At 39.8% G+C, this 24035-nt stretch carries 19 protein-coding genes; 14 read left to right on the top strand and 5 right to left on the bottom strand.

Annotated features, from left to right (window positions below):
* Positions 1–3: 3 nt before the first annotated feature.
* Positions 4–522, bottom strand: a complete 519-nt coding sequence (cpcB, locus tag NMG88_RS03495) for a C-phycocyanin subunit beta (RefSeq protein ID WP_042151871.1) — start codon at positions 520–522, stop codon at positions 4–6.
* An 867-nt stretch (positions 523–1389) separates the two neighbouring features.
* Here cpcB and smc point away from each other — a divergent pair.
* The 6 genes from smc (at position 1390) to NMG88_RS03525 (ending at position 10814) form a co-directional block, all read left to right on the top strand.
* A complete protein-coding gene (smc, locus tag NMG88_RS03500; RefSeq protein ID WP_254035113.1) occupies positions 1390–5025 on the top strand; it encodes a chromosome segregation protein SMC in 3636 nt (1211 codons plus the stop codon).
* A 67-nt stretch (positions 5026–5092) separates the two neighbouring features.
* Complete coding sequence (locus tag NMG88_RS03505; protein WP_042151876.1) at positions 5093–6388, top strand: APC family permease; 1296 nt, start codon at positions 5093–5095, stop codon at positions 6386–6388.
* A 198-nt stretch (positions 6389–6586) separates the two neighbouring features.
* Positions 6587–7981, top strand: coding sequence for an NYN domain-containing protein (locus NMG88_RS03510; protein ID WP_227366319.1), 1395 nt, complete (start codon positions 6587–6589; stop codon positions 7979–7981).
* Positions 7982–8137: 156 nt separating this feature from the next.
* Positions 8138–8845 (top strand): SDR family oxidoreductase, encoded by a 708-nt coding sequence (locus tag NMG88_RS03515; protein ID WP_042151882.1) that lies wholly within the window; start codon positions 8138–8140, stop codon positions 8843–8845.
* Between the two features lie 35 nt (positions 8846–8880).
* Positions 8881–9969 carry a 4-hydroxyphenylpyruvate dioxygenase gene (hppD, locus tag NMG88_RS03520; RefSeq protein WP_042151885.1) on the top strand — a complete coding sequence of 363 codons (1089 nt, stop codon included), beginning with the start codon at positions 8881–8883 and terminating at the stop codon, positions 9967–9969.
* Between the two features lie 248 nt (positions 9970–10217).
* On the top strand, positions 10218–10814 hold the full coding sequence (locus NMG88_RS03525) for a CHAP domain-containing protein (RefSeq protein ID WP_026797720.1): 597 nt from the start codon (positions 10218–10220) through the stop codon (positions 10812–10814).
* A 142-nt stretch (positions 10815–10956) separates the two neighbouring features.
* Here NMG88_RS03525 and queA read toward each other — a convergent pair whose 3' ends face one another.
* Positions 10957–12093, bottom strand: coding sequence for a tRNA preQ1(34) S-adenosylmethionine ribosyltransferase-isomerase QueA (gene queA, locus NMG88_RS03530; RefSeq protein ID WP_026797721.1), 1137 nt, complete (start codon positions 12091–12093; stop codon positions 10957–10959).
* A 390-nt stretch (positions 12094–12483) separates the two neighbouring features.
* On the opposite strand from queA, the gene NMG88_RS03535 reads away from it, so the two are divergent.
* Positions 12484–12873: a hypothetical protein gene (locus NMG88_RS03535; RefSeq protein WP_026797722.1), complete on the top strand. Its 390-nt coding sequence runs from the start codon at positions 12484–12486 to the stop codon at positions 12871–12873.
* Between the two features lie 9 nt (positions 12874–12882).
* Here NMG88_RS03535 and NMG88_RS03540 read toward each other — a convergent pair whose 3' ends face one another.
* Entirely contained in the window at positions 12883–13350 is a 468-nt protein-coding gene (locus NMG88_RS03540) for a YraN family protein (protein ID WP_254035114.1), read from the bottom strand.
* A gap of 76 nt (positions 13351–13426) precedes the next feature.
* On the opposite strand from NMG88_RS03540, the gene NMG88_RS03545 reads away from it, so the two are divergent.
* Together NMG88_RS03545 and NMG88_RS03550 are read left to right on the top strand one after the other, a co-directional pair.
* A complete protein-coding gene (locus NMG88_RS03545; RefSeq protein ID WP_254035115.1) occupies positions 13427–13939 on the top strand; it encodes a pentapeptide repeat-containing protein in 513 nt (170 codons plus the stop codon).
* Positions 13940–14381: 442 nt separating this feature from the next.
* Positions 14382–15434, top strand: a complete 1053-nt coding sequence (locus NMG88_RS03550) for a Fe(3+) ABC transporter substrate-binding protein (protein ID WP_254035116.1) — start codon at positions 14382–14384, stop codon at positions 15432–15434.
* Between the two features lie 103 nt (positions 15435–15537).
* Here the strand turns inward: NMG88_RS03550 and era are convergent, their stop codons facing one another.
* On the bottom strand, positions 15538–16467 hold the full coding sequence (gene era, locus NMG88_RS03555; protein ID WP_235765603.1) for a GTPase Era: 930 nt from the start codon (positions 16465–16467) through the stop codon (positions 15538–15540).
* Positions 16468–16749: 282 nt separating this feature from the next.
* Here era and NMG88_RS03560 point away from each other — a divergent pair, with 282 nt between their 5' ends.
* The 5 genes from NMG88_RS03560 to NMG88_RS03580 all read left to right on the top strand — a co-directional run bounded on the left by NMG88_RS03560 (position 16750) and on the right by NMG88_RS03580 (position 23432).
* Entirely contained in the window at positions 16750–17268 is a 519-nt protein-coding gene (locus tag NMG88_RS03560) for a hypothetical protein (RefSeq protein WP_026786742.1), read from the top strand.
* Positions 17269–17375: 107 nt separating this feature from the next.
* Positions 17376–18476, top strand: a complete 1101-nt coding sequence (locus NMG88_RS03565) for a tetratricopeptide repeat protein (RefSeq protein ID WP_254035117.1) — start codon at positions 17376–17378, stop codon at positions 18474–18476.
* Between the two features lie 81 nt (positions 18477–18557).
* Entirely contained in the window at positions 18558–19958 is a 1401-nt protein-coding gene (gene xdhA, locus NMG88_RS03570) for a xanthine dehydrogenase small subunit (RefSeq protein ID WP_254032220.1), read from the top strand.
* A gap of 150 nt (positions 19959–20108) precedes the next feature.
* Positions 20109–22415, top strand: a complete 2307-nt coding sequence (gene xdhB / locus NMG88_RS03575; RefSeq protein WP_235765605.1) for a xanthine dehydrogenase molybdopterin binding subunit — start codon at positions 20109–20111, stop codon at positions 22413–22415.
* Positions 22416–22496: 81 nt separating this feature from the next.
* Complete coding sequence (locus tag NMG88_RS03580) at positions 22497–23432, top strand: XdhC family protein (RefSeq protein WP_235765606.1); 936 nt, start codon at positions 22497–22499, stop codon at positions 23430–23432.
* 26 nt (positions 23433–23458) lie between these two features.
* On the opposite strand, the gene NMG88_RS03585 is transcribed toward NMG88_RS03580, so the two are convergent.
* A complete protein-coding gene (locus NMG88_RS03585) occupies positions 23459–24019 on the bottom strand; it encodes a hypothetical protein (RefSeq protein ID WP_227350090.1) in 561 nt (186 codons plus the stop codon).
* Positions 24020–24035 lie beyond the last annotated feature (16 nt).

The raw sequence follows: 24035 nt of genomic DNA on the forward strand, positions 1-24035 counted from the left end.
AAATTAGGCGACAGCAGCCGCAGCGAGATCAAAGTAGCCGGCGATTTCAGAAGCCAGGGCACTACAATCTCCAGGAGTAATTCCTGCGGGATCGTTAACAATAGCCAAAGCTGCATCTTTCATTTTGCCAACGCCAACGGCGACGGAAGCACCAGGAACGCCCAGAGCCAGGTAGGTTTCACGCAGACCGTTCAAGCAACGATCATTAAGAACGCTAGAATCTCCGGCGAAGACTGCGTAGGTGACATAACGCAAAATAATTTCCATGTCGCGTAAGCAAGCAGCCATACGACGGTTGGTGTAAGCATTGCCACCAGGAGCGATCAATTGGGCTTGCTCGTCAAATAAAGCGCGAGCAGCGTTAGAAACAATGGCAGAAGCGTTACCAGTGATGCGGTTAACGGCATCTAAACGCTTGTTGCTTTCGGCAACCATTTGGCCGAGAGCATCGATCTGGCCGGTGCTTAACATTTCGCCGCGGGTATCAGCTTGAGAAACCACCTTGGTAAAGGCATCAAACATGGATCAATCTCCTACTTGACTTGCTTAACTTTGTTTTTGGCTAAAAGTGAAATGATGGGTTTCCCCGATCATGACTCTTGAGAGTCTCTCTTGTTTGGCTACTGTTACTGTTTTTGGAGTAACCTTAGCCTCACTTAGAGGAACCTTAAAAAATTTACACCATTTTCTGAAAGGACATTAAACTTTTTTAATCAAATGTTAATCAATTATTGGGAGACTAACATTTGGCTGTTATCTTTGCCCTTCAGATATTAGTTATACAACGCTATCGCAATTTGTTGCGTTAAAATTTGTTAAGAACTGTATCTTTCATTAAGATTGCCCTCAAAACACCTTGATTTTATTTAAGTAAAAATACTCATTTTTATAAAAATATTCACCCTACTAGAACATTGCTGACTATAGCAGGGAACACCGGAACAGCCCCCCGAACCCCCCCCGTACACGGGGGGTTTGGGGGAAAATACTTCACCGTCTGGGTTCCAATATCCGTCTGGTGTCCTAACTGCCTTGGCGGTTGCTATAAAATAGCATTTGGGAGATTATAGTCTAGGCTAGTGATCGGTTTTGCTTAACAGTAACAGTTCTAATTTTCCCAGAATAAAAATAAGTATTTTTACTTAAATAAATCCTTATTTTTAATACTTGAGTTCGGAGTCACAGACCCTTGAATATTTCGGGGATTTTGACAACCCTGCTTAGTATTTCTTTACAGTTTTACAGTTAATGATATCGACGACTGAGTGTGGTTGAATCATCCCTCTATCCTTGCTTGATCCAGGCTAAACTGTTAATATTGTTGATTATTCAGACAACTATGCAGTGTGAGTCTCCCCCACTCACCTCATTCGTCCTAAATTCGTCTCAATGGTTCATATCAAGCGCGTCGAACTCACTAACTTTAAATCCTTTGGTGGTACAACAGCAGTGCCATTACTACCCGGGTTTACGGTTGTTTCCGGCCCGAATGGTTCCGGCAAATCTAATATTCTCGATGCGTTATTATTTGCCCTGGGGTTATCGTCTTCTAAGGGAATGCGGGCGGAACGTTTACCGGATCTGGTTAATAACGCCCAAAGCCGGAAGGGAACGGTTGAAACCCTTGTAAAAGTTACCTTTGACCTCTCCGACTACGAGGGCGAACCCTTGGGGAGTGATAGCGAAGAAACCGATAATAGTTCATACTTGGAAGCGGAAACCGACGGGGAGACGCACCATGGCTCGTCTCTACAAATACCGAATTTTGAACCCCCCTTAGAATGGACAGTTGCCCGAAAACTGCGGGTAACGAAACAGGGAACCTATACCTCGACTTATTATATTAATGGGGAAGCCTGTACCCAAACCGAACTCCACGAACAGTTAAACAAACTGCGAATTTATCCCGAAGGCTATAACGTGGTTTTACAAGGGGATGTTACGGGTATCATTACGATGAAACCCCGGGAACGTCGAGAAATTATTGATGAGTTGGCGGGAGTAGCTTCTTTTGATCGGAAAATTACCTTAGCCAAGGAAAAATTAGATGCGGTTAAAGATAGAGAAGAACGTAGCCGGATCGTAGAACAAGAATTAATTGCCCAACGCGATCGCTTAGACAAAGATCGGGCAAAAGCTGAAAAATATCAACAACTGCGGGAAGAATTTCAACAAAAAAGCCAATGGGAAACCGTTCTTAATTATCAAACCCTACAACAACAACAGGGACGACTGCGGGAACAAATAGAAGCCGACGATCGCACCTTAACCGAACTGGGTGAACAGCGTCAACACCAAGATCAACAAATTCAAACCACATCTGTTCAACTGGAACAACTCAACGCCCTAGTTAAAGCTATGGGTGAAGAAGAACTCATTGCCCTTCAGTCTGGTTTAGCTACCCAAGAAGCCCAACAAAGTCAACTGGAAACCCGGTCTGCGGAACTGCAAACCTGCCTGCAACAGACGATCACCCAAATTCACCAAACCGAACAGGAACTGCGCCAACACTATCAAACCCTCGATGGTTTGGCTATTGAAAAAGACCAAGAAACCCTGAATTTAGGCCAACGACAACGGGAACGCGATACCCTACAAGCAACGGTGGAACGGGGGCGCGAAGCCACCTCAGAAGTCGCACAACAGGCCGAAAGCTGGATGGTTCAACAGACAGAACTGCACCGCCAAATTGAAGCCTTGCAAAAAACCCTTGATCCCCATCGAACTGAACAGGCTAGACTGCGGGAGCGAGTTGAACAACTACAACGCCAACTTTCAGAACAGCAACAGTCTATTACTACCTTGAGTCAGGAGTTATCGCAAAAAACCATAGCGTTAGAAACCGCAACAACTCAAAGGGATGCAACTGCTCAACGGGTGACAACCTTAACCCAGCAGGTGACGGAAGTGGAAACGGAGTTACAGGTACAACAGGAAACCCAAACCCGTCTATTACAGGAACAACGGGAACGTCAGCGCAAACTGGACAAGTCCGAAGCCCAACATCAGGCGCAACAGGAAGCAACGGGCAGTTATGCCACTAAAATCATAGCTCAGTCGGGAATTTCAGGGATTTGTGGGTTAGTTTGTCAGTTGGGACAGGTGGAACCCCAATATCAGTTAGCGCTCGAAACCTCTGCTGGGGCGAGGTTGGGTAATATTGTGGTTGAGGATGATAGTGTGGCGGCGGCAGCAATTGAATTTTTGAAGCGTCAACAAGCGGGACGAGCGACATTTTTACCCTTAAATAAAATTAAGGGAAATCGTCCTAATTTACCCAATTTAGCCACGATGAGAAATGTATCGGGGTTAATTGATTTAGCAGTTAATTTAATTGAATATGAACCCCGTTATCAAGATATTTTTGCTTATGTTTTTGGCAATACTTTAGTTTTCAATAATCTCTCTAATGCCCGAAAAGTATTAGGGCAATATCGAATAGTTACCTTAGAAGGGGAATTATTAGAAACTACTGGAGCGATGACAGGGGGAAGTGTAGCGTCTAGGTCTAGCTTGCATTTTGGCACAGATCAAGGGTCAGCAGAAGCTCGAAATATTGCGGCATTGAAGGAAAGATTAGAGGAAATTGAACGAATTTTAGAACGCTGTAACCGGAGTATTTTAGAAGCGAGTCAAACGGTGAAAAAGCGATCACTAGAAATGAATGATGCCAGACAAACTTTGCGAGATCATCAACAACAAGTTTCCCTATTAGAGTCAGAAATTAGAACCTTAAATAATCAACAAGAACAACTGCGATCGCAATTAGAAAAAAACACCCAAGAATTCAATACCGCCCAAATTCGCCTAAAGAATTTAGAGGCAGAAATTCCCAATTTAGAAACAAAATTACAACAGGATCGGGAACTATTAGCCCAACTAGAAGACACCCATAGCCATAGTGAATGGCAACAACTTCAAGGGGTATTAAGAACCCAAGAAACCGAACTCCAACAGAAAGAGAATGCTATGAGAACCGTGCAACAACGGTTAACGGAAATTGAAAATCAACAAACCCGTTTACAAGAAAAAAATCAAGCCGGAAATCAGAAATTAGAAGCCACTCGTCAGGAACAAAAGTTTTTAACACAAAAGTTAGAAACTGTCAAGAATCAATTAACAGAAATTCAGATAAATATTCAACAAATTCGGAGCAATGTATCCAAAGTAGAAGCCAAATTAGGAGAAGAAAAAAGACAACGGGATCAGGTAGAAACCAATTTAGGAGAATTGCGTTTAGCCAAACAACAATTAGACTGGCAAATAGAAAAATTACAAGAAACCCAACAGGGAAGACGGGAACAATTAAACATCAAATTAGAACAAATTGCCGCCATTAAAATCGAACTACCCGAACCCCTGCCTAATATTCCTAATAACTTAGATTTAGCTGCTCTGCAAAGGGATTTGCGATCGCTCCAAAAACGAATGGAAGCCTTAGAACCCGTAAATATGTTAGCCCTAGAAGAATTTGAACGCACCCAAACCCGGTTAGAAGAATTAACCCAAAAACTCACAACCTTAGAAGGAGAACGAACCGAATTATTACTCAGAATTGAGAACTTTACCACCCTCCGCCGTCGAGCCTTTCAAGAAGCCTTTGACGCCGTTAATGAAAACTTTCAAATCATTTTTGCTCAACTTTCCGAAGGCGATGGGTACTTAGAAATTGATAACCCAGAAGATCCCTTTACCAGTGGTTTAAACTTAATTGCTCACCCCAAAGGTAAACCCGTCCAACGGTTAACATCCATGTCCGGGGGGGAAAAATCCCTAACCGCTTTAAGCTTTATTTTCGCCCTACAAAAATATCGTCCCTCACCCTTTTATGCCTTCGATGAAGTCGATATGTTTTTAGATGGTTCTAACGTCGAAAGATTGGCTAGAATGATTAAAAGTCAAACCGAACAAGCCCAATTTATTGTTGTTAGTTTGCGCCGCCCAATGATGGAAGCCTCCCAACGCACTATTGGAGTGACCCAAGCCCGAGGCGCTTATACCCAAGTCCTGGGAATTAAACTCTGAAAACCCAGGTTTTATGATTAATTCAACTAACCATCAAAGTCAATTGATAGATAAGGATAAATAAATCATGTCTGATGCGAAATCTCCATCTCTCAAGCGAGAAATTGGACTTTTAGGGGCGATTGGAATGGGGTTAGGTTCTATTATTGGAACCGGAGTTTTTGTGAGTATTGGAATTGCCGCCGGACTTACAGGAACCTCGGTGATTTTAGCCCTCATACTTGCCGCCTTGGTAGCTATTTGTAATGGATTAAATAGCGCCCAACTGGCTGCCAATCATCCCGTAAGTGGGGGAACCTATGAATATGGTTATAAATATTTGAATCCGGGGTTAGGGTTTATTGCTGGTTGGATGTTTCTGTTAGCTAAAACAGCTTCCGCAGCCACGGCTGCCTTGGGATTTTCCGGTTATCTGATTCAACTATTCGGATGGAGTCCCACTCTATTAATTCCCATTGCACTGCTAATTGTTATTCTGTTGACTGCGATTGTTTTTAATGGAATTCGTCGCTCTAATACGGTTAATTTGGTGATTCTTTCAATCACATTATTTTCATTATTATTCTTTATTTTTTCGGGTTTACCGATATTATTTTCTGCCACGGGAATAAATAATCTTGTTCCCTTTTTTCCTACCACCCAATCGGCTATTCCTAATCTCCTGCAAGCCACGGCATTAATGTTTGTTGCCTATACCGGATATGGACGAATTGCCACGATGGGAGAGGAAGTAAAGCATCCAGAAAAAACCATTCCTCAAGCTATTATTATTACCCTATTAATTTCTATGCTGCTCTATTTAGGGGTAGCATTAGTAGCAGTAGGCGTTTTAGGATCTCAGGAATTAAGTTTAGCAAGTTTAACGGCTGCTCCCTTAGAACAGGTTGCCAATAAATTCGCCCTACCCGGCAGTAGTTTAGTCATTACATTAGGAGCAATGACAGCCATGTTAGGGGTATTATTAAACTTAATTTTAGGATTATCCCGGGTTGTATTTGCCATGGGAAAACGTCACGATATGTCCCGAGTATTGGCTCAACTTAATTCAACTCAAACCACTCCGACTTTTGCGGTGATTGCCGTTGGAATTGCGATCGCACTTTTAGTCTTAATTGGTAATGTCAAAACCACTTGGTCATTTAGTGCTTTTACCGTTTTAATTTATTATTTAATCACCAATTTAGCTGCCCTAAAACTCACCCCGGAAGAACGGCTTTACCCCTCCCTATTAACCTATATTGGCTTAATTTCCTGCTTGTTTTTAGCCTTCTGGATTGAGCCTAAAATTTGGTTATTGGGATTAGGATTAATGATAGTCGGTTGGATAGGGCGAATGATTATTCGCTATCCAACAGAACATTGAAAATCAATTCAACCCAAAATCAACGGAGGAAGAAAAACATCTTAATAAATCTTTACACCTTTACAACCCTATCCCGGCGTTATACCCAATTTATCTTTCCTGTTTAGTAATTTTTTTTAGATAAAGTTGACATTTTCATGTAGAATATCATCATGCTACTAAGATTCAAGACAGAATGGTTAGCATTTTGTATCGGTTATGTTTAAGCAAGCCAGCACAATTCAAGATAATGGAACCCTAGTTGTTCCTGCTATGAGTCACTATGTTTGTCGAACATTAGTGAACGTCCAATATCCTGACTGGATTAATCCCCGTTATCGCCATATTCCTTGGCAACAATCAGAACATCAATCCTCACTGATTCGTCAACTGAATCAGGGATTAAGTCAAGCACGAAATCGAGAGGAACTATTAATAAAACTTAAAGCCTATCTCAGTCGATTATTTAGCGTTGAATTTTTACATTCTCCTGAATATAAAGTCTTAATTGCTAAACTCGAACAACTGACAGACCCCAATGTTGCCGCCCTATTTGCTCATTATCCTTTAGTTGATCATTCTTCTTCTCAGTTATTATTAAATGGCACAAATCCCAGGGAAAGCGGAATTAGTATTTTATTATTAGATGTTGAAAATCTGACTTTAGATATAGAAATAGAAAAATTTTTAGAGACTATTTGCTTATATCCCGTACAAATTAAAGTCGCCTTTGCTAACTGGCGGAGCATGGGAAAGAAGGATTTAGAATATCATCAAAGAAGTTATCAATTAATTCATGTTCCCCCGGGGAAAGATAGTGCGGATTTAAAAATGTCAACGGTGGGTTCCTCAATTTTTGTGCATTATCCCACCGCAAAAGAGGTTTTAGTTTGTTCTTCTGACCGGGGCTTAACCCATTTATGCAATGCCCTACAAACCCATGGATTAACTGTTTATCAAGTTACTAAAAATAAAACTAATCTTACCGTGCTGAATACCCGCACCAGTCAAGTAGATACCTATTCCCTAAAAACCGCCCCTCAAATTCCCACCTTAGATCAATTTATTCTACAATTACAAGAGATTATTAAATTAGAACAGAAACGCTGTCACAGTCAATGGATTAAACTGAATCGAGTTGATCTTTTATATAAAGATGCCTACGATTTAACTATTAGTCAAGTGGTAGCCACCCATTTTTCAGATTATCAAGCCAGAGATATCTTTGTTAAAAATCCTCATATTTTTGTAGTCCATAAATCTTCGGAAAAATCTCCTAGCTATGTGACTCTATTTGAAATTCAATCTTCTGTAACCGAACCTGTGGCTTTATTAAATACGGAATTATCTCAAAAAATTCTGATTGAATCTTTAGAAGACTTAGAAAATGCTTTAATTAAAATTATCCAAGAACTGACTTTAAATTCATTAGAAAATCAGGTTTCTCTGTCTATTCTAGGAACCCAATTTCATCAAAAGTATGGAATTTCTATTACTAAAATTATTAAAAAATTAAAATTAGGGGGTAATTTTCAAAGGCTATTAAATGTCAGCCCCGCCTTTAATTTAGAAAAAACGGATAAAGATTGGAGAGTTAAGTTAAATTCCCCGTAGAGACTTACCATGGCACGTCTCTACAGAGGTAACGTTGACATCCACCCCGCCGTAAACGGACGGGGATTCCGCACCACACCACCTTTTTAGGTTGGTCGCTGAATGGGGATAATTTGCTATACTAAGAAAGATGATTGTTAAGAAATGTAAAGTAAAATGAACAATAAAGTTGCTGTGATTGTGGGCGCCACCGGAGGAATTGGGTCGGCCGTAGCCAGAAAATTGGCCCAAATGGGAACAAAACTGGTCTTAGTCGCTAGAAATAGCAGTCAATTGCAAGCCTTGGCGACGGAGTTAGCCCCAACGGAACTGTTAATTGTCCCAACGGATATCACCGACCCCCAACAAGTCGAGAGTTTATTCCAAAAAACCACCGATTATTTCGGTCAAATTGATATTTTAGTGAATGCGGCGGGGGCGGGAATTTTAAAACAATGGAATAAAATTGAACCTGCTGATTTAGATGTTATGTTAGATCTAAATTTAAAAGGATCGGTCTATACCTGTCAAGCTGCTGCTAATATTATGAAGCAACAAAAATCAGGACATATCTGTAATGTTGTCGGAATTTTAGGGAAACATTCCATGGCAATGTCTAGTGCCTATTGTGCTTCTAAATTTGGTTTAGTCGGTTTTAGTAAATGTTTTGCGGATGAAGTCAGACGCTATGGAATTAAAGTCACCCTATTTTATTTTGGTGGTGTCGATACCTCTTTTTGGGATAATGTCAGTTTAAAAGTTGACCGCTCAAAAATGTTGAGTGCAGAAACTGCTGCTAATTCTATTATGTTTGCCTTAGCCGCCGAACCTCAAGCGGTGCCGATGGAAATTAATATTCAACCGGAAAGCCATTTATTCTTTTAAACTTAATTATATTGTTGCTTATTGAACGGAGAATTATGGAGTTTGATCATATCCATTTCTATGTTCAAGATGCCAAACGAACACGGGACTGGTTTATTCACAATCTAGGATTTCAAGGAATTGGCAATCGCAACCTTGGTCATACCCAAACAGAAATTGTTTATCATGGTTCAGTCTATTTCCTATTATCTTCGCCTTTAACTATTGAGAGTCCTATCACCGAATTTTTGCAATTACATCCGTCGGGAGTTGCAGACATTGCCTTTCAAGTTAAAGATTTAGAATTGAGACTTGAACAGCTTGTTAAACAAGGAGTTAGGGTGATTTCTCCCTTGAAATCTCAGGACTATTTAGGAGGACAATTAAAATGGTTAACCCTAGAAGGATGGCAGGGTTTACGTCATACTTTAGTTGAACAAATAGGAACAATACCCGGTAAAGCTATTCCTGGTTTTCTCGATATTATTCCTATCTCTTACCCCGATATACTTACCATCGATCATGTTGTTTTAAATGTACAATCAGGTAATTTAAAAACAGCAATTTCTTGGTATCAAAATCATTTGGGATTTCAACCCAAACAAAGTTTTGATATTCAAACAGAACGCTCTGGATTACAAAGTCAAGTTATGGTTCATTCCCAAGGTAAAGTGCAGTTTCCCATCAATGAACCCGCATCTAAAAATTCTCAGATTCAAGAATTTTTGGACATCAATCGAGGATCGGGGATTCAACATATTGCCCTAAGAACCTCTAATTTAGTCCAAACAGTTAATTGTTTAAAACAAAGAGGATTATCTTTTTTAACAGTTCCAGATGAATATTATCTGCAATTACAAAAACGGTGGATTAATCAACCCTTATTTGTGAATTGGGAAGAATTAAAAGCCCACCAAATCCTAGCAGATTGGGAAGCATTAAACTCGGAAGCGATGCTATTACAAATTTTTAGCCAACCTATTTTTGAAAAACCGACATTTTTCTTGGAATTTATTGAACGAAAGTTTTGTACTATCGAAGGTAAAATTAGACAGGCTAAAGGGTTTGGAGAAGGTAATTTTAGAGCCTTATTTGAAGCTATAGAGCAGGAACAAATTAAACGCACCAATCAAAATAATTCCTAATTTTATAATTAATTCTGATCACCCAGAAATCCCCTTGAAAATAAAAATGGACTGGTAATTCCGGTGTTATCTTTCTTTAAAGAACATTAAGGATAATTTCACCGGATAAAAACCTTGACTCCCTATGTTAGAAATAAAAAGAGTAAAATAGTGGTAGTCAAGGAGGAAAATCCCATCCCCAAATCAACAGGTCATGCACTGATTAGCCTCCACTATCCCGAATCAATTTGAAATTTTGGAGAATTATTATGACAACTGTAGGTAATTTAATTAATATTGCTGCGGGTGAAGTTGGATATACTGAACATCCATCGGGTAGTAATGGTAACAAGTACGGTGAATGGTACGGCATGAATTACGTTCCTTGGTGTGCAATTTTTATCTCCTACTGTTTCGATAAAGTCAGTTTACCCCTGCCCATTAGAAGCTCCAAGGGGTTCGCCTACTGTCCCGATGGAGTGTCCTGGTTTAGACAACGGGGTCAATGGTTTCAAGATCCAAAAGCCGGGGATGTGGTCTTTTTCTGTTGGCGGGGGGATGGAATTGCCGATCATGTTGGGATCGTAGAATCGGTTAAATCCGATGGCAGTATTATTAGTATTGAAGGAAATACCGGAGTGGGTAATGATGCCAATGGCGGTGAAGTTATGCGCCGAACCCGAACTCGGGGAATCATTTTAGGCTTCGGACGTCCCCCCTATACTAATTCTGTCCCGATTCAGGCCCAAGCCTCCCGTCCCGCGACCCCAGCCCCCACCCCACCCCAACGTGAAGTGGTTAAAGTCCCACCCAATTACCATAAAAATTTAGTTGATCAATTAATTGGGAAAAAAAATAAGTCCTGATTTTAATTCCCCCCTTTCCAATGGGGTTAGGGGGGATCATCTGTAGCATCTATAATGAGATTTCATCTAACAACTTCTTTGTGTCTTTGTATCTTTGTGGTTAAATTAGACTTAACCCTTGTAAACCTAGCCACAGGAACCGCTATAAAACACTTTCAGGCGCAATAAACATCGCATCTCCAAAGGAATAAAAGCGATATTGTTGTCCAAACTCATTAGCAGGTTCTTCTAAGACCTGTTGATATAAATTTAACAACCTTTTTCGTCCAATTAATGCTGAAACCAACATCAATAAACTGGATTTAGGTAAGTGAAAATTGGTAATTAATCCATTAATAATCTGCCATTGATACCCAGGATAGATAAAAATATCAGTTTTCCCGCAATAGCCTGTAAACGTTGATTCTTGGGGGGTTTCTGTGGCGTTAGCAAGGGCGACCGCAGCCCCTTCTAATGCCCGTGCAGAAGTTGTACCAACGGCAATAACTCTCCCCCCGGATGCCTTGGTTTTTGCGATTTTTTCAAAGGTTTCCGCCGGAACTTCAATCCATTCTCCGTGCATTTGATGGTCGATAATATTATCTACTTCAACGGGTCGAAAAGTTCCAACTCCAACGTGCAAAGTTAAAAAAACTTGATCAATTCCTTTTAATTGTAAACGCTGAAATAATTCTTCAGTGAAATGTAACCCCGCAGTCGGTGCGGCGACGGCCCCGGAACGTTCTGCATAAATCGTTTGATATTGTTCCGGTAAGGCTTCGGTTTCCGTCAAATATGGAGGAAAAGGAATATTACCAAAGGCTTCTAAAAACGGAATTAAAGACTTCCCAGGTGGGATTTCAAATTTTAATAACCTTCCCCCAGTTTCTTCATCGGTTTCTAATACCGTCGCCTGCAATCTTTCGCAATTAAAATTATTTTTTGAGGTAGGATTCAGTTCAAACTCAATTACAGAACCCGGTTTAAATTTTTTACCCGGTTTAACTAAAGCTAACCAGCAATGATGCTGTTTTTCTTCTAGTAGTAATACCTCCACCTCTGCCCCACTACTTTTATGTCCATACAGACGAGCCGGAAGTACACGGGTATTATTAAGTACCAGTAAATCCCCAGGTCTGAGAAATTCGGGTAAATCTTTAAATAGACAATGACGATGGGAGTCGGGAGAATCTACAACCAGTAAACGGGAGTTATCCCTTGGTACAACAGGATTTTGAGCGATCCTTTCTTCTGGTAGTTCATAGTTATAGCTTTCTAACTGATAATCTAACTGATCCATTTTTCTTAATTATCTTTTAACCTAATTTTTTTTATACATTATCCCATAATAGAGTAACTCAATATTTGCAGATCCCCGTGGTGATATTAATGGGTTTCACTTTGATCCAAGTTAATTCCCTAATTTGGGGTTGGGTAGAATCCCCCATAAAAAATCGGGTGCTTTTCCCCTATCGTATCGTCCCTAATCTTGTCAGTATAATGGGTATAGGGTTATGTTGCCTACAGATCTGGCGTTTATTAGAGTCCCATCATTCTTGGCTCCGTTTCAACTTCAGACCTGAACGGTTACAGTACAAGCAAAAATACCGCTCCTATTGCTTTTTGTTGCAGAGTTCCAGACTGGAGTTCAGCAACAAATAAAGCGGAACAATCATGCAGGAGATCACCGATGGAATACCTTTACTACCTTGCCAACACCAGTCTTACCCTGAGAGTCATAGACTTTTTATGCTCGAATCATTCTTTCCCAGTTCAGTTTATTACGGTGATTCACCAAATTGATGGCTGGATTGTTAAAGTTAAAATGTGTCAATATCTTACCCCACAGGAACACGGAGACTTTAGAGCTTTTATGCAGGAATTGGGTATTCCTTATGAACCCGATATGCGGATTTTAATGGCCCTTTGGGGTTTGGAAACCGGACAATCTCCCCTGAGTGTCATGCGTCGTTACCAAGTGGCGGTTGTTTCCCATGGTATTCCTAACCGCGAGGATGTTGAATCTTTCCGAACTCAATTTGTTAGGGGTTTAGGGTACTGTCCCGAAGCTCTAGCTTAATTTCCTCGATTATTCGCTAAATGCTGATTCAATATAGTCTTGTAGAATCAGTTGGTAGCCGTTTATCAATACAGACTGACCGATATTTATGGGAGGGGAAAAGCTGGAAACTTCCTCTGCTATCGGGTTTCGATTGGGGTAGGGAACACAACTGACTAAAGCCACATCAAACCGACATGGGTATTCTAGGAATTGGGGGCGATCGCTTAAAAATAATTCAGCCGATAAAATAATTTTGGCTTGCTTTTTTGGAGTAATCGCTAACAGTCCCCCCTGATCCCAATTCCGTTGACCACGAGTTTTCACTTCAACAAAACTTAAAGTCAAAATTCCCGATTCTCCCCTTTCAACGGCAATTAAATCAATTTCTCCATATCGACAATGCCATTGATGATGCAAAATCTGCCAGCCTTGTGATTCTAACCAATGGCCAACCAGTTTTTCCCCTAAAGAACCAATTACTCTTGATTCAGACATCGGATCTAGGATTACAAATAGAATAATTAATAAGTACGAATTTGATCTTCAAATATTGATTGATCCTGGAAAAAATATGAATCTGAGCAATTTGAGAATAGTTTCACCCCTGAAAACCCTAGGAGTTTTACTGAGCATCGGTTTTTGGATTATTCTAACCCTATTAAAAACCCCCTCAGTCCTAGCTGAAAATTATGAAAAACAGACTTTGTTAAATGCCGATTTTTCTGGCCAGGTTCTAACGGACTCAGAATTTGGCTTTGCCAATTTACGCGGAAGCAACTTTAGCCATACGGATTTGCGGGGAGTCAGTTTATTTGGGGCTAAACTCCAAGACGTGAATCTTGAAGGTGCAGATCTGAGAAATTCTACCTTGGACATGGCTCGTTTTAGGCGCACCAACCTAACAAACGCGATTCTCGAAGGAGCCTATGCCTATAATGCCACATTTGAAGGGGCAATAATTGACGGGGCCGATTTTACCGATGTCATGTTACGCAAAGATTCGATCAACACCCTCTGTCAAGTTGCAAGGGGAACAAACTCAGTCACCGGACGCAACACCCGCGACACCCTAAATTGCGATTAAATTAGGCCCAAGCACCGGACTTAAACCCTCGATATTCACAGGTTAGACAGGACTTACGCACAAGACCAAAGAAACCGGGTTTCTGAACGAGAAATCCAGATTTCATCCGCAAAATCAGGGCCAGAAACCCGGTTTGGTGCGTAAGTCCTATTAGATCAACTTGTGAATATTTTTTATTTCTATATTTGATTATTCTTTTCAATAATTTTTGATTCTTGAGAAAGAAATATTAAGAACTTAAATCATTTGTTTCCTAACTTAGATTCGGCTTAACCCAGATATTTAAGGCTTAAAGCCCCTGCAAAGAAGGTTAAATCCCCGAAAAGTGATGCCCTGTAAAAAAGGGCATATATTACCATAAGTGTTCCCAAAAAACAATTATTGATAATTACTTGCATTAAGTGTATCCTATCTTCTTGATAAACTATTGCATTAAAGCCAAATGAACAAAATCACTAGACGTGCATTTCTGACCCTGGGAACAGCCTTAGCTGTAGTTGCTGCGGGTGGACTTAGCCCGATGAAGCCATCAGAAGCTAACCCCCAAGTCCTGAATATCTACTCAGCCCGCCATTACGATAGCGATAACCAGATCTATCAGAGCTTCACCCAAAAAACGGGGATTAAAGTTAATTTGGTGGAAGGAAAAGCCGAAGAAATGGTAGAACGGATTAAGAGCGAAGGCGCCAATAGTCCGGCGGATATTCTAATTACCGTTGATGCGGGAAACCTTTGGAGAGCGCAACAACAGGGAATTTTTCAACCGATTTCTTCAGGAATTTTAAATCAAGCAATTCCGGCCAATTTAAAAGAACCAAATGGTCATTGGTTTGGGTTTTCTAAACGGGCGAGGGTGATTGTTTATAATAAATCCAAGGTTAATCCGGCTCAACTTTCTACCTATGAAGATTTAGCTAATCCGAAATGGAAAGGAAAAATTGTGATTCGTTCCTCTAATAATATCTACAATCAATCTTTAGTCGCTTCCATGATTGGAGATAATGGAGCAACTCCTACGGAAAACTGGGTAAAAGGATTTGTACCTAATTTTGCCAGACCCCCAGAAGGAAATGATGTGGCTCAAATTAAAGCGGTGGCTTCGGGTGCTGGACAATTAACTTTAGTTAATACCTATTATTTAGCCCGTTTAATTGCTTCTCCAAAACCTGATGAAAAAGCGATCGCCAGTAAAGTAGGTTTATTTTTTCCCAACCAAAGAGCCCAGGGAACCCACACAAATATTAGTGGGGCTGGAGTGATTAAAACTTCTCCTAATAAGGCGGGAGCAATTCAATTTTTAGAGCATTTAGCAAGTCCTGAAGCTCAAAAGATTTTTTCTCAAAGTGGTTTTGAATATCCAGCCGTGGCGGGTGTTCCCGTGTCTCCAGTTCTCTTGGGTTTTGGCACATTTAAAAGTAATCCGATCAATGTTGCAGCCTACGGAAAATTCAATCCCCAGGCGATTCAAATTATGGATCGTGCCGGTTGGAAATAAACCTTGATACGTTGTTGAGCTTTAGCGCTCTTTCTAGGGGCTAAAGCTTAACAACAAATTTGTTAATCTGTGCGAATCAAGTTGACCCATTCCCTAGAAACTCCTATTCAACTTGATAGCCTAAATCCGCCAACTGACTGCGGGACTGACGCCATTTCGGTTGCACTTTGACAAATAACTCCAAATAGACCTTACCATCAATCAACTTTTGAATTTGTTGGCGGGCATCACTGCCAATAGTTTTCAACATACTGCCCTGATGGCCAATTAAAATCCCTTTTTGGGAAGGACGCTCAACATGAATAGTCGCTAAAATCCGAGTAATTTTAGGGTCTTCTTCCACCCGGTCAACGGAAATCGCTACGGAATGGGGGACTTCTTCGCGGGTATTGAGTAAAATCTGTTCTCGAATCAGTTCTCCGATAATGAAGCGTTCCGGTTGATCGGTAACTAAATCCGGGGGATAATAATAGGGGCCAGGATCTAAACGATCTATTAATAATTGTTGCAAATCATTGACACCATCCCCGGTTAATGCTGAGAACTTAACTACAGGCCATTCATAAGGTTGGGAGAGTTGGCCATAACTCCGGTCAATAATTACCGTATCCTCCGGCTGTTGATCCAGTTTATTCATCCCCAGAATTACCGGAATTTTGACTTGCTCGAGTAACTCAATAATATAGCGATCGCCCCCTCCAGCCTCCACAGACCCATCTACCACCAACAACAGAACATCAACGGACGAAATCGCCAACTTAGCATTTTGTACCAAAACCTTACCCAATTGATGATGGGGTTTATGAATTCCGGGGGTATCGACAAAAATAATTTGGGCCTCAGCCTTGGTCAGAATCCCCCGCAGACGGTTGCGCGTCGTTTGAGCTACGGGGGAAGTAATGGCGATTTTTTGACCTACCATCTGATTCATTAATGTTGATTTCCCCACATTCGGGCGACCAATAATTCCGACAAACCCCGACTTATATCCCTCTGGCGGTAAGGGAATTATTACACCTTCAGACCCATCCATTCAATTTCTGTTCCAGTTTTGATAGTCCCCTGTTATTCTAACCTAAGCCCTTTTCCCTTGATATACAGACTAAAATTTGATAGAGTTGCCAGGTAGCTCTATCAAAATCTAAGATAGAAACCTACTCGAACTCAAGGCGATCGCAGAAACCCTTTCTGAATCTGGGTTAAGATAGGCTATAGTTCTGTAAAGCCAAATGGAGTAATGTTGATCAAACTAGAATCAACTGTACGTCCAGAGTTCGTTAATTTTTACGTTGGTGAGATTGAGGAGATGAAAACGATGAATTCTAAACTGATTGGTGGCCTATGCGCCCTGATTGCAGTAGCTTCACAGTTACCTGCTGTCGCTCAAAATCCTATTGGGACACCTGTAGTTCCCTCTGACTTTGATTATAAATATCAACCCAAAGATCCTGATCTTGGACGAGTTGAGCCCCCGATTTATTACAGCTTACCCGACCTGGGCTACCCGGATAGAACCCTACCTTCGGCCTTCAAATTCCCGATTATCTATGAATTAGGGGCTGATAGCAGCATCACCAGTGATGCGGTAATTACCGATACGGTGTTCATCCCTAACTTACCTCCGATCCCCAATGGTATTACCTTAGATGATGTTCCCCGGGTTCGGGCTGAATATAGTCGCAAAGTGGAAGAATGGGGCGAATTGGTTCAAGGATGTCTGGCTTTAAGTCCTTTAATCATCAAAACTGATACAGGCAACCCCGTTTTAATCCAACAGCAAAGTGCCGGAACAGTTGTTCTGAACGCTAATAATATTTCCGTTTGCCCTAAATAAGTTGATTTAATTATCCTTATTTTTTTTCACCTTCTTTGTTAATTGCAAAGGAGGTGATTTTATTAGGAAAGAAATGGCACAATAGGGTGAGGGCAAGAGGTAAAATCATGAAAGAACTCGAAGAAGTCGCGGAAGCCCTAGACCGTCAGGACTACCGCCAAGCTGCCAAACTGTTAAAGCAACTGCAAAAACAAGAACCCCAGAATTTTTGGGTACAGTTATATGCTGGGCGTTGGTATGAAGGGACTGATAAATTAGAAACCGCCGAAAAGGTTTATCGTAAATTACTCAAAGATGCCACTAACCCTAAAATTGTCTCCCAGGCGCGTCAGGGTTTACAAAGAATTGAAGATATTGAACAAAATCGACGTCAAGAAGCAATTATTCAAGCTAAAACTGACCCCATTAATCAAGAATTAGGTGTTTTAATTTTAGAACCTTTAGCCCCAGAAAAAAAACCAGCCGCCGCCCGAACCTTAGCCCGAATGTTGAAAACCGATCCCTATACCGCCCGAATGCAGCTACAAAGTCGGGGTTGGCGTCTGTATAAAACTGGGGAAATGGGGGAATTAAAGGTTTATGGTCAGGAAATGTTAGAAGCCGGAATACCAGTATTTTGGGTATCTTTAACGGAGATTCAAAAACTCCAGGTTTTTCAGGTACAATCAATTCAATCTTTATCCCCTCAACCGACTATTATTTGTCAAAATGAACAAGAGCAATTAGGGTCTATGACGTTTAATTGGCAGGAAGTTGCCCAACGGGTTGAGGGATTATTACCATTATTTGTGGAATCCTTAGATTATGATCCCCGTCGTCCTAAATCTGAACGATTTCGTCATAAAGAAACCACTCAAGATTATGCTCAAATCTATGATTTACATTTGCCTAAACGGGGTTGTATTTTAAGAATTTGTGATCAAAATTATGATTTTCAACAAGGAGTTGATTTTAGTCAATTTTCTCAAGAAACTCTCCCAGTTTCTCAAAATACAAATAGAATTAATTGGAATCTGTTAAAAGAACAGTTAAATTTATTGTTAACTCACGCCCAACTCTGGTCTGAGTTTACACCTTTTGCCGAAACTACATTAGATTATACTCAATTTCTTGGTCGGATTAAACCCCATATTGATTTATCTCGAAAATCAGAAAGTCTTTGGGATAATGCCTTTCATTTATATAGTGGTTTAGTATTTTTGAAGTAATCTGATTAAGTTGTTGAGATGAGTGTCCCTACAAAGAGCGCTGAAGCGCAACAACAAACACTTTTCTAAAGACTATACCTTATGCAAAATAACACCTTTAGTCTAATAATTAATAGTCAAAAAGTCGATATCCAAGACCTTTCTCCCACCCTGACTTTATTAGAATATTTGCGAAGTAGTGGACGGGTAGGGACAAAGGAAGGTTGCGGGGATGGGGACTGTGGTGCTTGTACGGTTGCTGTTGTGGGTCAGGGGGCGAACGGACAACCCCAATATCTAGCAATGAATAGTTGTTTAATTCCCCTAGCAATGATGGCGGGGCGGGAAATTATTACCGTTGAAGGTGTTGGGAAATACGGTCTGCATCCGTTACAGGAAGCGATGGTTAGTTTGGGAGGTTCTCAATGTGGATATTGTACCCCGGGCTTTATTATGAGTTTATTTGCTGCGTACTATAACGGTCAGGTTGATGATGAATCTTTAGAAGGGAATTTATGTCGATGTACGGGTTATTTACCGATTATTAAAGCAGCAGAAGCTGTTAATAACTCCCATCCCTGTGATCAATTTAGTCACCGTTTACAACAAATTAATTCACAACTTAATTATATCGAATATATTACCCCTTGTCAACAGTTTTTCCGTCCGATTCAACTTTCAGAAGTTTTATATCTTTTACAACAATATCCCCAAGCTCAATTAATTGCAGGTGGAACGGATTTAGGTTTAGAAATTAGTCATCATCGCCAAGAATTTCCTACCCTAATTTCTTTAGAATCCGTTACAGAACTCCAACAAATGCACCACAATTCAGATACAGTAGAAATTGGTGCTGCTATTCCTTTGAGTTATATTCAAGCACAATTAAGGGAAATATTTCCGAGTTTAGATGAAATGTTAACCTGGTTTGCGGGTAAACAAATTCGTAACCGTGCTACTATTGGAGGTAATATTGCTACAGCATCTCCCATTGGAGATTTAGCCCCGGTTTTATTATCTTTAGATGCTCAAATACGGTTAGCAAGTTTAACCGGAGAACGAATAATTTCTATCAATGAATTTTTTAAGGGTTATCGTCAAACCCAATTACAACCCCAAGAAGTGATTGTTTCAATTATTATGCCTAAAACTATTACTAAAAATGCTATTAGGCGTTTGAGTCAATCTTATAAAGTGGGAAAACGGGGAACCGATGATATTAGTATTGTTTCCGCCGCCTTTACAATTGATTTGGATACAAATAATACAATTATTTATGCTAGACTCGCCTATGGTGGAGTCGCAGCAATTCCCCTAAGAGCGATTGAGATTGAAGGAATGTTAATCGGAAAACCCTGGAATTTAGCAACTATTCAACAGGCTAAAATTATGTTAAAAAATGTTTTTAATCCCTTGACGGATTTACGGGGAAGTGCTAGTTATAGAAAACGATTAGTTGCTAATTTGTTTGAAAAGTTTTTCCTAGAATTTCCTCCCCGATAAAACGTTGTTGGACTTTAACCCCCAGTCCTTGTCAATTTTGATTCGGGGAATTTTTGATGGATATGCTATAAAACGTTTTTGGGATGAGTGCCCTTGTAAAGATTGCGCTTAAGCGCAACAACGCGCAACAACGAATCTAAGGATAAAAATATGAAAGACAATAATAACAATAATAAATCTAAACCCCATGAAAGCGCCGTTGGTCATGTTACGGGAAAAGCGATTTATACCGATGACCAAAGATTACCCCACGGAATGTTATATTTATGGCCAGTATTATCTCCTTATGCTAAAGCTAAACTATTAAAAATTGATAGTTCAAATTTAGATAATATTCTGGGGTTTGTTACTATTTTAACAGCAAATGATATCAAAGGTAATAATAACACCGGAACTATTAAACACGATGAAGTCCTATTACCTGCGGATGAAATTAACTATTGGGGTCAACCTGTGGTTTGGGTAGTTGCAGAAACAGAAAATGCAGCCCAAAAAGCAGCCGAAACTATAAAAATTGACTATGAAGTATTAACGCCTATTTTAACAATTAAAGACGCAATTAAAAATAATAGTTTTCACGCGGATAAAAATATTATGAGTCGGGGAAATATCACTAATAATTTACAGAAATCTGAATTTATTTTAACTGGAGAGATTGAAATTCCAGGTCAAGATCATTTTTATTTAGAAACTCAAGTTAGTTGGGTTATTCCCAATATGGAAGACAATTATCAAGTCTATTCCTCGACTCAACATCCTAGTGAAACTCAAGCGATTATTTCCGAGGTTTTAGGAATTCCTAGAAATCAAATAGTTGTCACTTGTTTACGCATGGGAGGCGCGTTTGGAGGCAAAGAAACCCAAGCTAATCCTACCGCAGCAATAGCCGCTTTAGCCGCCCAAAAAACCGGATGTCCGGCGCGAGTTCGACTCAAAAGAGATCAAGATATGATTACCACCGGAAAACGACATCCTTTTTTATGTCAATATCAAGTAGGATTTAACTCGGAAGGTCAACTTTTAGCCCTAGATATTGATTTATATTCCGATGGCGGTTGGAGTGCGGATTTATCCTTTCCTATTTTACAACGGGCGATGTTTCATTTGGATAATTGTTATTATATTCCTAACTTAGAAATTAGAGGTCAAGTTGTTAAAACTAATAAAGTTTCTAATACGGCTTTTAGGGGATTTGGTGGGCCACAGGGTATGGTAATTATTGAAGAAATAATTGATAGAATTGCGCGTCAATTGGGATTACCTGCTGAATTAGTCAGAGAACGTAATTTTTATCACGGTGAAGCAGAAACTAATACTACCCATTATGGTCAAGAAATTTTTGATAATCGGATTTTAAGGGTTTGGGAAGAAGTTAAATTAAAATCAAATTTTGCCCAGCGAAAAATAGAAATAGCACAATTTAATCAAAATAATAATTATCAAAAACGCGGGTTAGCAATTACCTCAGTTAAATTCGGAATTTCCTTTACTAAAACCGAATATAATCAAGGGGGTGCTTTAATTTTAATTTACCTAGATGGGAGTATTCAACTTAATCATGGGGGGACGGAAATGGGTCAGGGTTTACAAACTAAAATGTTACAGGTTGCTTCCCAAGCATTAGGGGTAAATATTGAACGATTCAGAATTATGCCTACGAGTACGGATAAAGTCCCCAATACCTGTGCTACAGCTGCTTCTAGTGGTTCTGACTTAAATGGTCAAGCGATTAAAAATGCCTGTAAAATCCTCAAAAAAAGATTATCAAAAGTCGCGGCAAAGTTGTTAAATCTTGATGAACCTCAAGAATTAATTTTTGATCAAGATTGGATTTATTGTCAAACTTATCCTAGTCAAAAAATAGAATTTAATCAGGTGGTTAAACAAGCCTATAATCAACGGGTAAGTTTATCAACAACGGGTTATTATCGGACTCCTAATATTTATTATGATCCCAAAATAGGCAAGGGTAGACCTTTCTATTATTATGCTTATGGGGCGGCGGTAAGTGAAGTGGAAATAGATGGATTGACAGGGACTTTTAAACTGCGTCAAGTGGATATTGTTCATGATGTGGGAGAATCCTTAAATCCTTTAATTGATATTGGACAAATAGAAGGAGGTTTTGTGCAGGGAATGGGATGGTTAACCATGGAAGAATTGATTTGGGATGAGTTAGGAAAATTAAAAACTTTTGCCCCCAGTACCTATAAAATTCCGACGATTAAAGAAGTTCCTAAAAATTTTCAGGTTCATTTATTACAACGGGCGGCACAGGATGGGGTAATTTATGGAAGTAAAGCGGTGGGAGAACCTCCTTTTATGTTAGCAATTTCTGTTAGAGAAGCAATTAAAGAAGCTATTGCAGCTTTTGGTAAAACGGATTCGGTTTTTTTAGCTTCTCCTGCTACCCCAGAAGCGATTTTAAACGCTATTGAACAGATACAATCTACTTAATAATTATCAATGATTTAATCTGTGATTAATCTTAGTTATTAATCCAGTATTCTATTGATTAATCACCTTTATCGTGTTATAATGATTCAATTCTACCAGCAACTTATTCAAGTTTTAAATCAAGGGGATGTGGTGGTGGCAACTGTCACCCGGATTAAAGGTTCAGTCCCTAGAGAAATGGGGGCTAAAATGATCATTTGTGCCGATGGTCGAACTTTTGAGACTATTGGAGGAGGCGCGGGAGAATTTAAAGTTATTCAGCAAGCTAGGGAAGTTTTAAAAACCGGAAAAAAGCAATTAGCTGAAATTGATTTATCCGGTGCTCCTGACCGGGAAACCCAGGGGGTTTGTGGCGGATTAATGCAGGTTTTATTAGAAAGATGGTCAGGGGAAAAAGCGATCGCATTAACGGAAAAAATTTTACGGAATTTAGAAATAGGAAAATCTGTTATTATTGTAACTTCTTTTGATCAAACTTTTCCCTATTTACTGACTAAAAACAACCCAATTTCAATCTCTGATCAGACCTTTATAGAAACTCTAAAACCCTCGCCAATTTTATTAATTATAGGCGCGGGTCATATTGGAGAAAAGTTATCTCAAATAGCTGATTTTATTGGCTTTAAAATTATAATCCAAGACTCTCGTACTGAGTTAACTAATCCAGAACGATTTCCTCCTTTTACCAAGATTTTTAATCAAAGTGTCAGCAATGTTTTAGAACAATTGACATCCCATAAAAACCTATATATTGCCTTGGTAAATCGAGGATATATTCAAGATATTGAAGCCTTAAAGGTAATTTTAAATTGGGATTTATCCTATCAATATATTGGAATGATTGGGAGTCAAAAACGGATTAACTGGGTTTACCAAGATTTACAGGAATCTGGAATTTCTCCCCATCAACTCGAAAAAATTCATGCTCCCATTGGATTAGAAATTGGGGCGTTAACCCCCGAAGAAATCGCCATTAGTATTGGTGCAGAATTAATTCGAGTTTATCGAGAAAAATAGAAACCCTAGGCTTGAGGCTGTTTCAGCTAAAGCCTTGAATTGAGATCGGCTTTACATTGATTCAGAATCCGAGTATCGTTTTCACTAACATTAGGAAGACGATTAAATCCTTCTAAAACCAGATTATTTTCGCTAACTTGACCTCCGGTTGTCGCTACAACAGCAGTATTATTCAAACCAATTTGATAGGAATGGGTTTCTTGAGTATAACTTTCAATAATCTTTAAACTCAGATAATTGCCTTCAGGAACTCCGGTGAAACAGTCAAAGGACGAGCGCGGCATATAAAACGCCCCAGTTACTTGACCTTGCTTGACTTCAAACACCATATAAGATTGTCCAATTTGTTCCGGTTGCGGAGATTGACCATAGAGGTAAACCCCATCTTTAAGGAAATTACGTTGGACAACGGCGGTTTCTGAATCAGTATTCCCAGGATTTTGTGAAAGTAAGACGGTGTTCGCCGAGGCGACTCCTCCTCCTCCCACCATAGTTAAGGCTAAAGTCGTACTCAGAAGGGAAAGTCGGGTAAATACCCGGCAAAACCCCCTCCAAGATGAAATAGAATTGAGCAGTTGATCAAGCATTTTTTGAATCTCCTGC

This window comes from Planktothrix agardhii (assembly GCF_904830935.1).
Taxonomy (GTDB): Bacteria; Cyanobacteriota; Cyanobacteriia; order Cyanobacteriales; family Microcoleaceae; genus Planktothrix; species Planktothrix agardhii.

Bases quoted from the DNA above. Each gene is read 5' to 3' on its own strand.
- cpcB (WP_042151871.1), bottom strand. From the start codon at position 522: ATGTTTGATGCCTTTACCAAGGTGGTTTCTCAAGCTGATACCCGCGGC.
- smc (WP_254035113.1), top strand. From the start codon at position 1,390: ATGGTTCATATCAAGCGCGTCGAACTCACTAACTTTAAATCCTTTGGT.
- NMG88_RS03505 (WP_042151876.1), top strand. From the start codon at position 5,093: ATGTCTGATGCGAAATCTCCATCTCTCAAGCGAGAAATTGGACTTTTA.
- NMG88_RS03510 (WP_227366319.1), top strand. From the start codon at position 6,587: ATGTTTAAGCAAGCCAGCACAATTCAAGATAATGGAACCCTAGTTGTT.
- NMG88_RS03515 (WP_042151882.1), top strand. From the start codon at position 8,138: ATGAACAATAAAGTTGCTGTGATTGTGGGCGCCACCGGAGGAATTGGG.
- hppD (WP_042151885.1), top strand. From the start codon at position 8,881: ATGGAGTTTGATCATATCCATTTCTATGTTCAAGATGCCAAACGAACA.
- NMG88_RS03525 (WP_026797720.1), top strand. From the start codon at position 10,218: ATGACAACTGTAGGTAATTTAATTAATATTGCTGCGGGTGAAGTTGGA.
- queA (WP_026797721.1), bottom strand. From the start codon at position 12,093: ATGGATCAGTTAGATTATCAGTTAGAAAGCTATAACTATGAACTACCA.
- NMG88_RS03535 (WP_026797722.1), top strand. From the start codon at position 12,484: ATGGAATACCTTTACTACCTTGCCAACACCAGTCTTACCCTGAGAGTC.
- NMG88_RS03540 (WP_254035114.1), bottom strand. From the start codon at position 13,350: ATGTCTGAATCAAGAGTAATTGGTTCTTTAGGGGAAAAACTGGTTGGC.
- NMG88_RS03545 (WP_254035115.1), top strand. From the start codon at position 13,427: ATGAATCTGAGCAATTTGAGAATAGTTTCACCCCTGAAAACCCTAGGA.
- NMG88_RS03550 (WP_254035116.1), top strand. From the start codon at position 14,382: ATGAACAAAATCACTAGACGTGCATTTCTGACCCTGGGAACAGCCTTA.
- era (WP_235765603.1), bottom strand. From the start codon at position 16,467: ATGGATGGGTCTGAAGGTGTAATAATTCCCTTACCGCCAGAGGGATAT.
- NMG88_RS03560 (WP_026786742.1), top strand. From the start codon at position 16,750: ATGAATTCTAAACTGATTGGTGGCCTATGCGCCCTGATTGCAGTAGCT.
- NMG88_RS03565 (WP_254035117.1), top strand. From the start codon at position 17,376: ATGAAAGAACTCGAAGAAGTCGCGGAAGCCCTAGACCGTCAGGACTAC.
- xdhA (WP_254032220.1), top strand. From the start codon at position 18,558: ATGCAAAATAACACCTTTAGTCTAATAATTAATAGTCAAAAAGTCGAT.
- xdhB (WP_235765605.1), top strand. From the start codon at position 20,109: ATGAAAGACAATAATAACAATAATAAATCTAAACCCCATGAAAGCGCC.
- NMG88_RS03580 (WP_235765606.1), top strand. From the start codon at position 22,497: ATGATTCAATTCTACCAGCAACTTATTCAAGTTTTAAATCAAGGGGAT.
- NMG88_RS03585 (WP_227350090.1), bottom strand. From the start codon at position 24,019: ATGCTTGATCAACTGCTCAATTCTATTTCATCTTGGAGGGGGTTTTGC.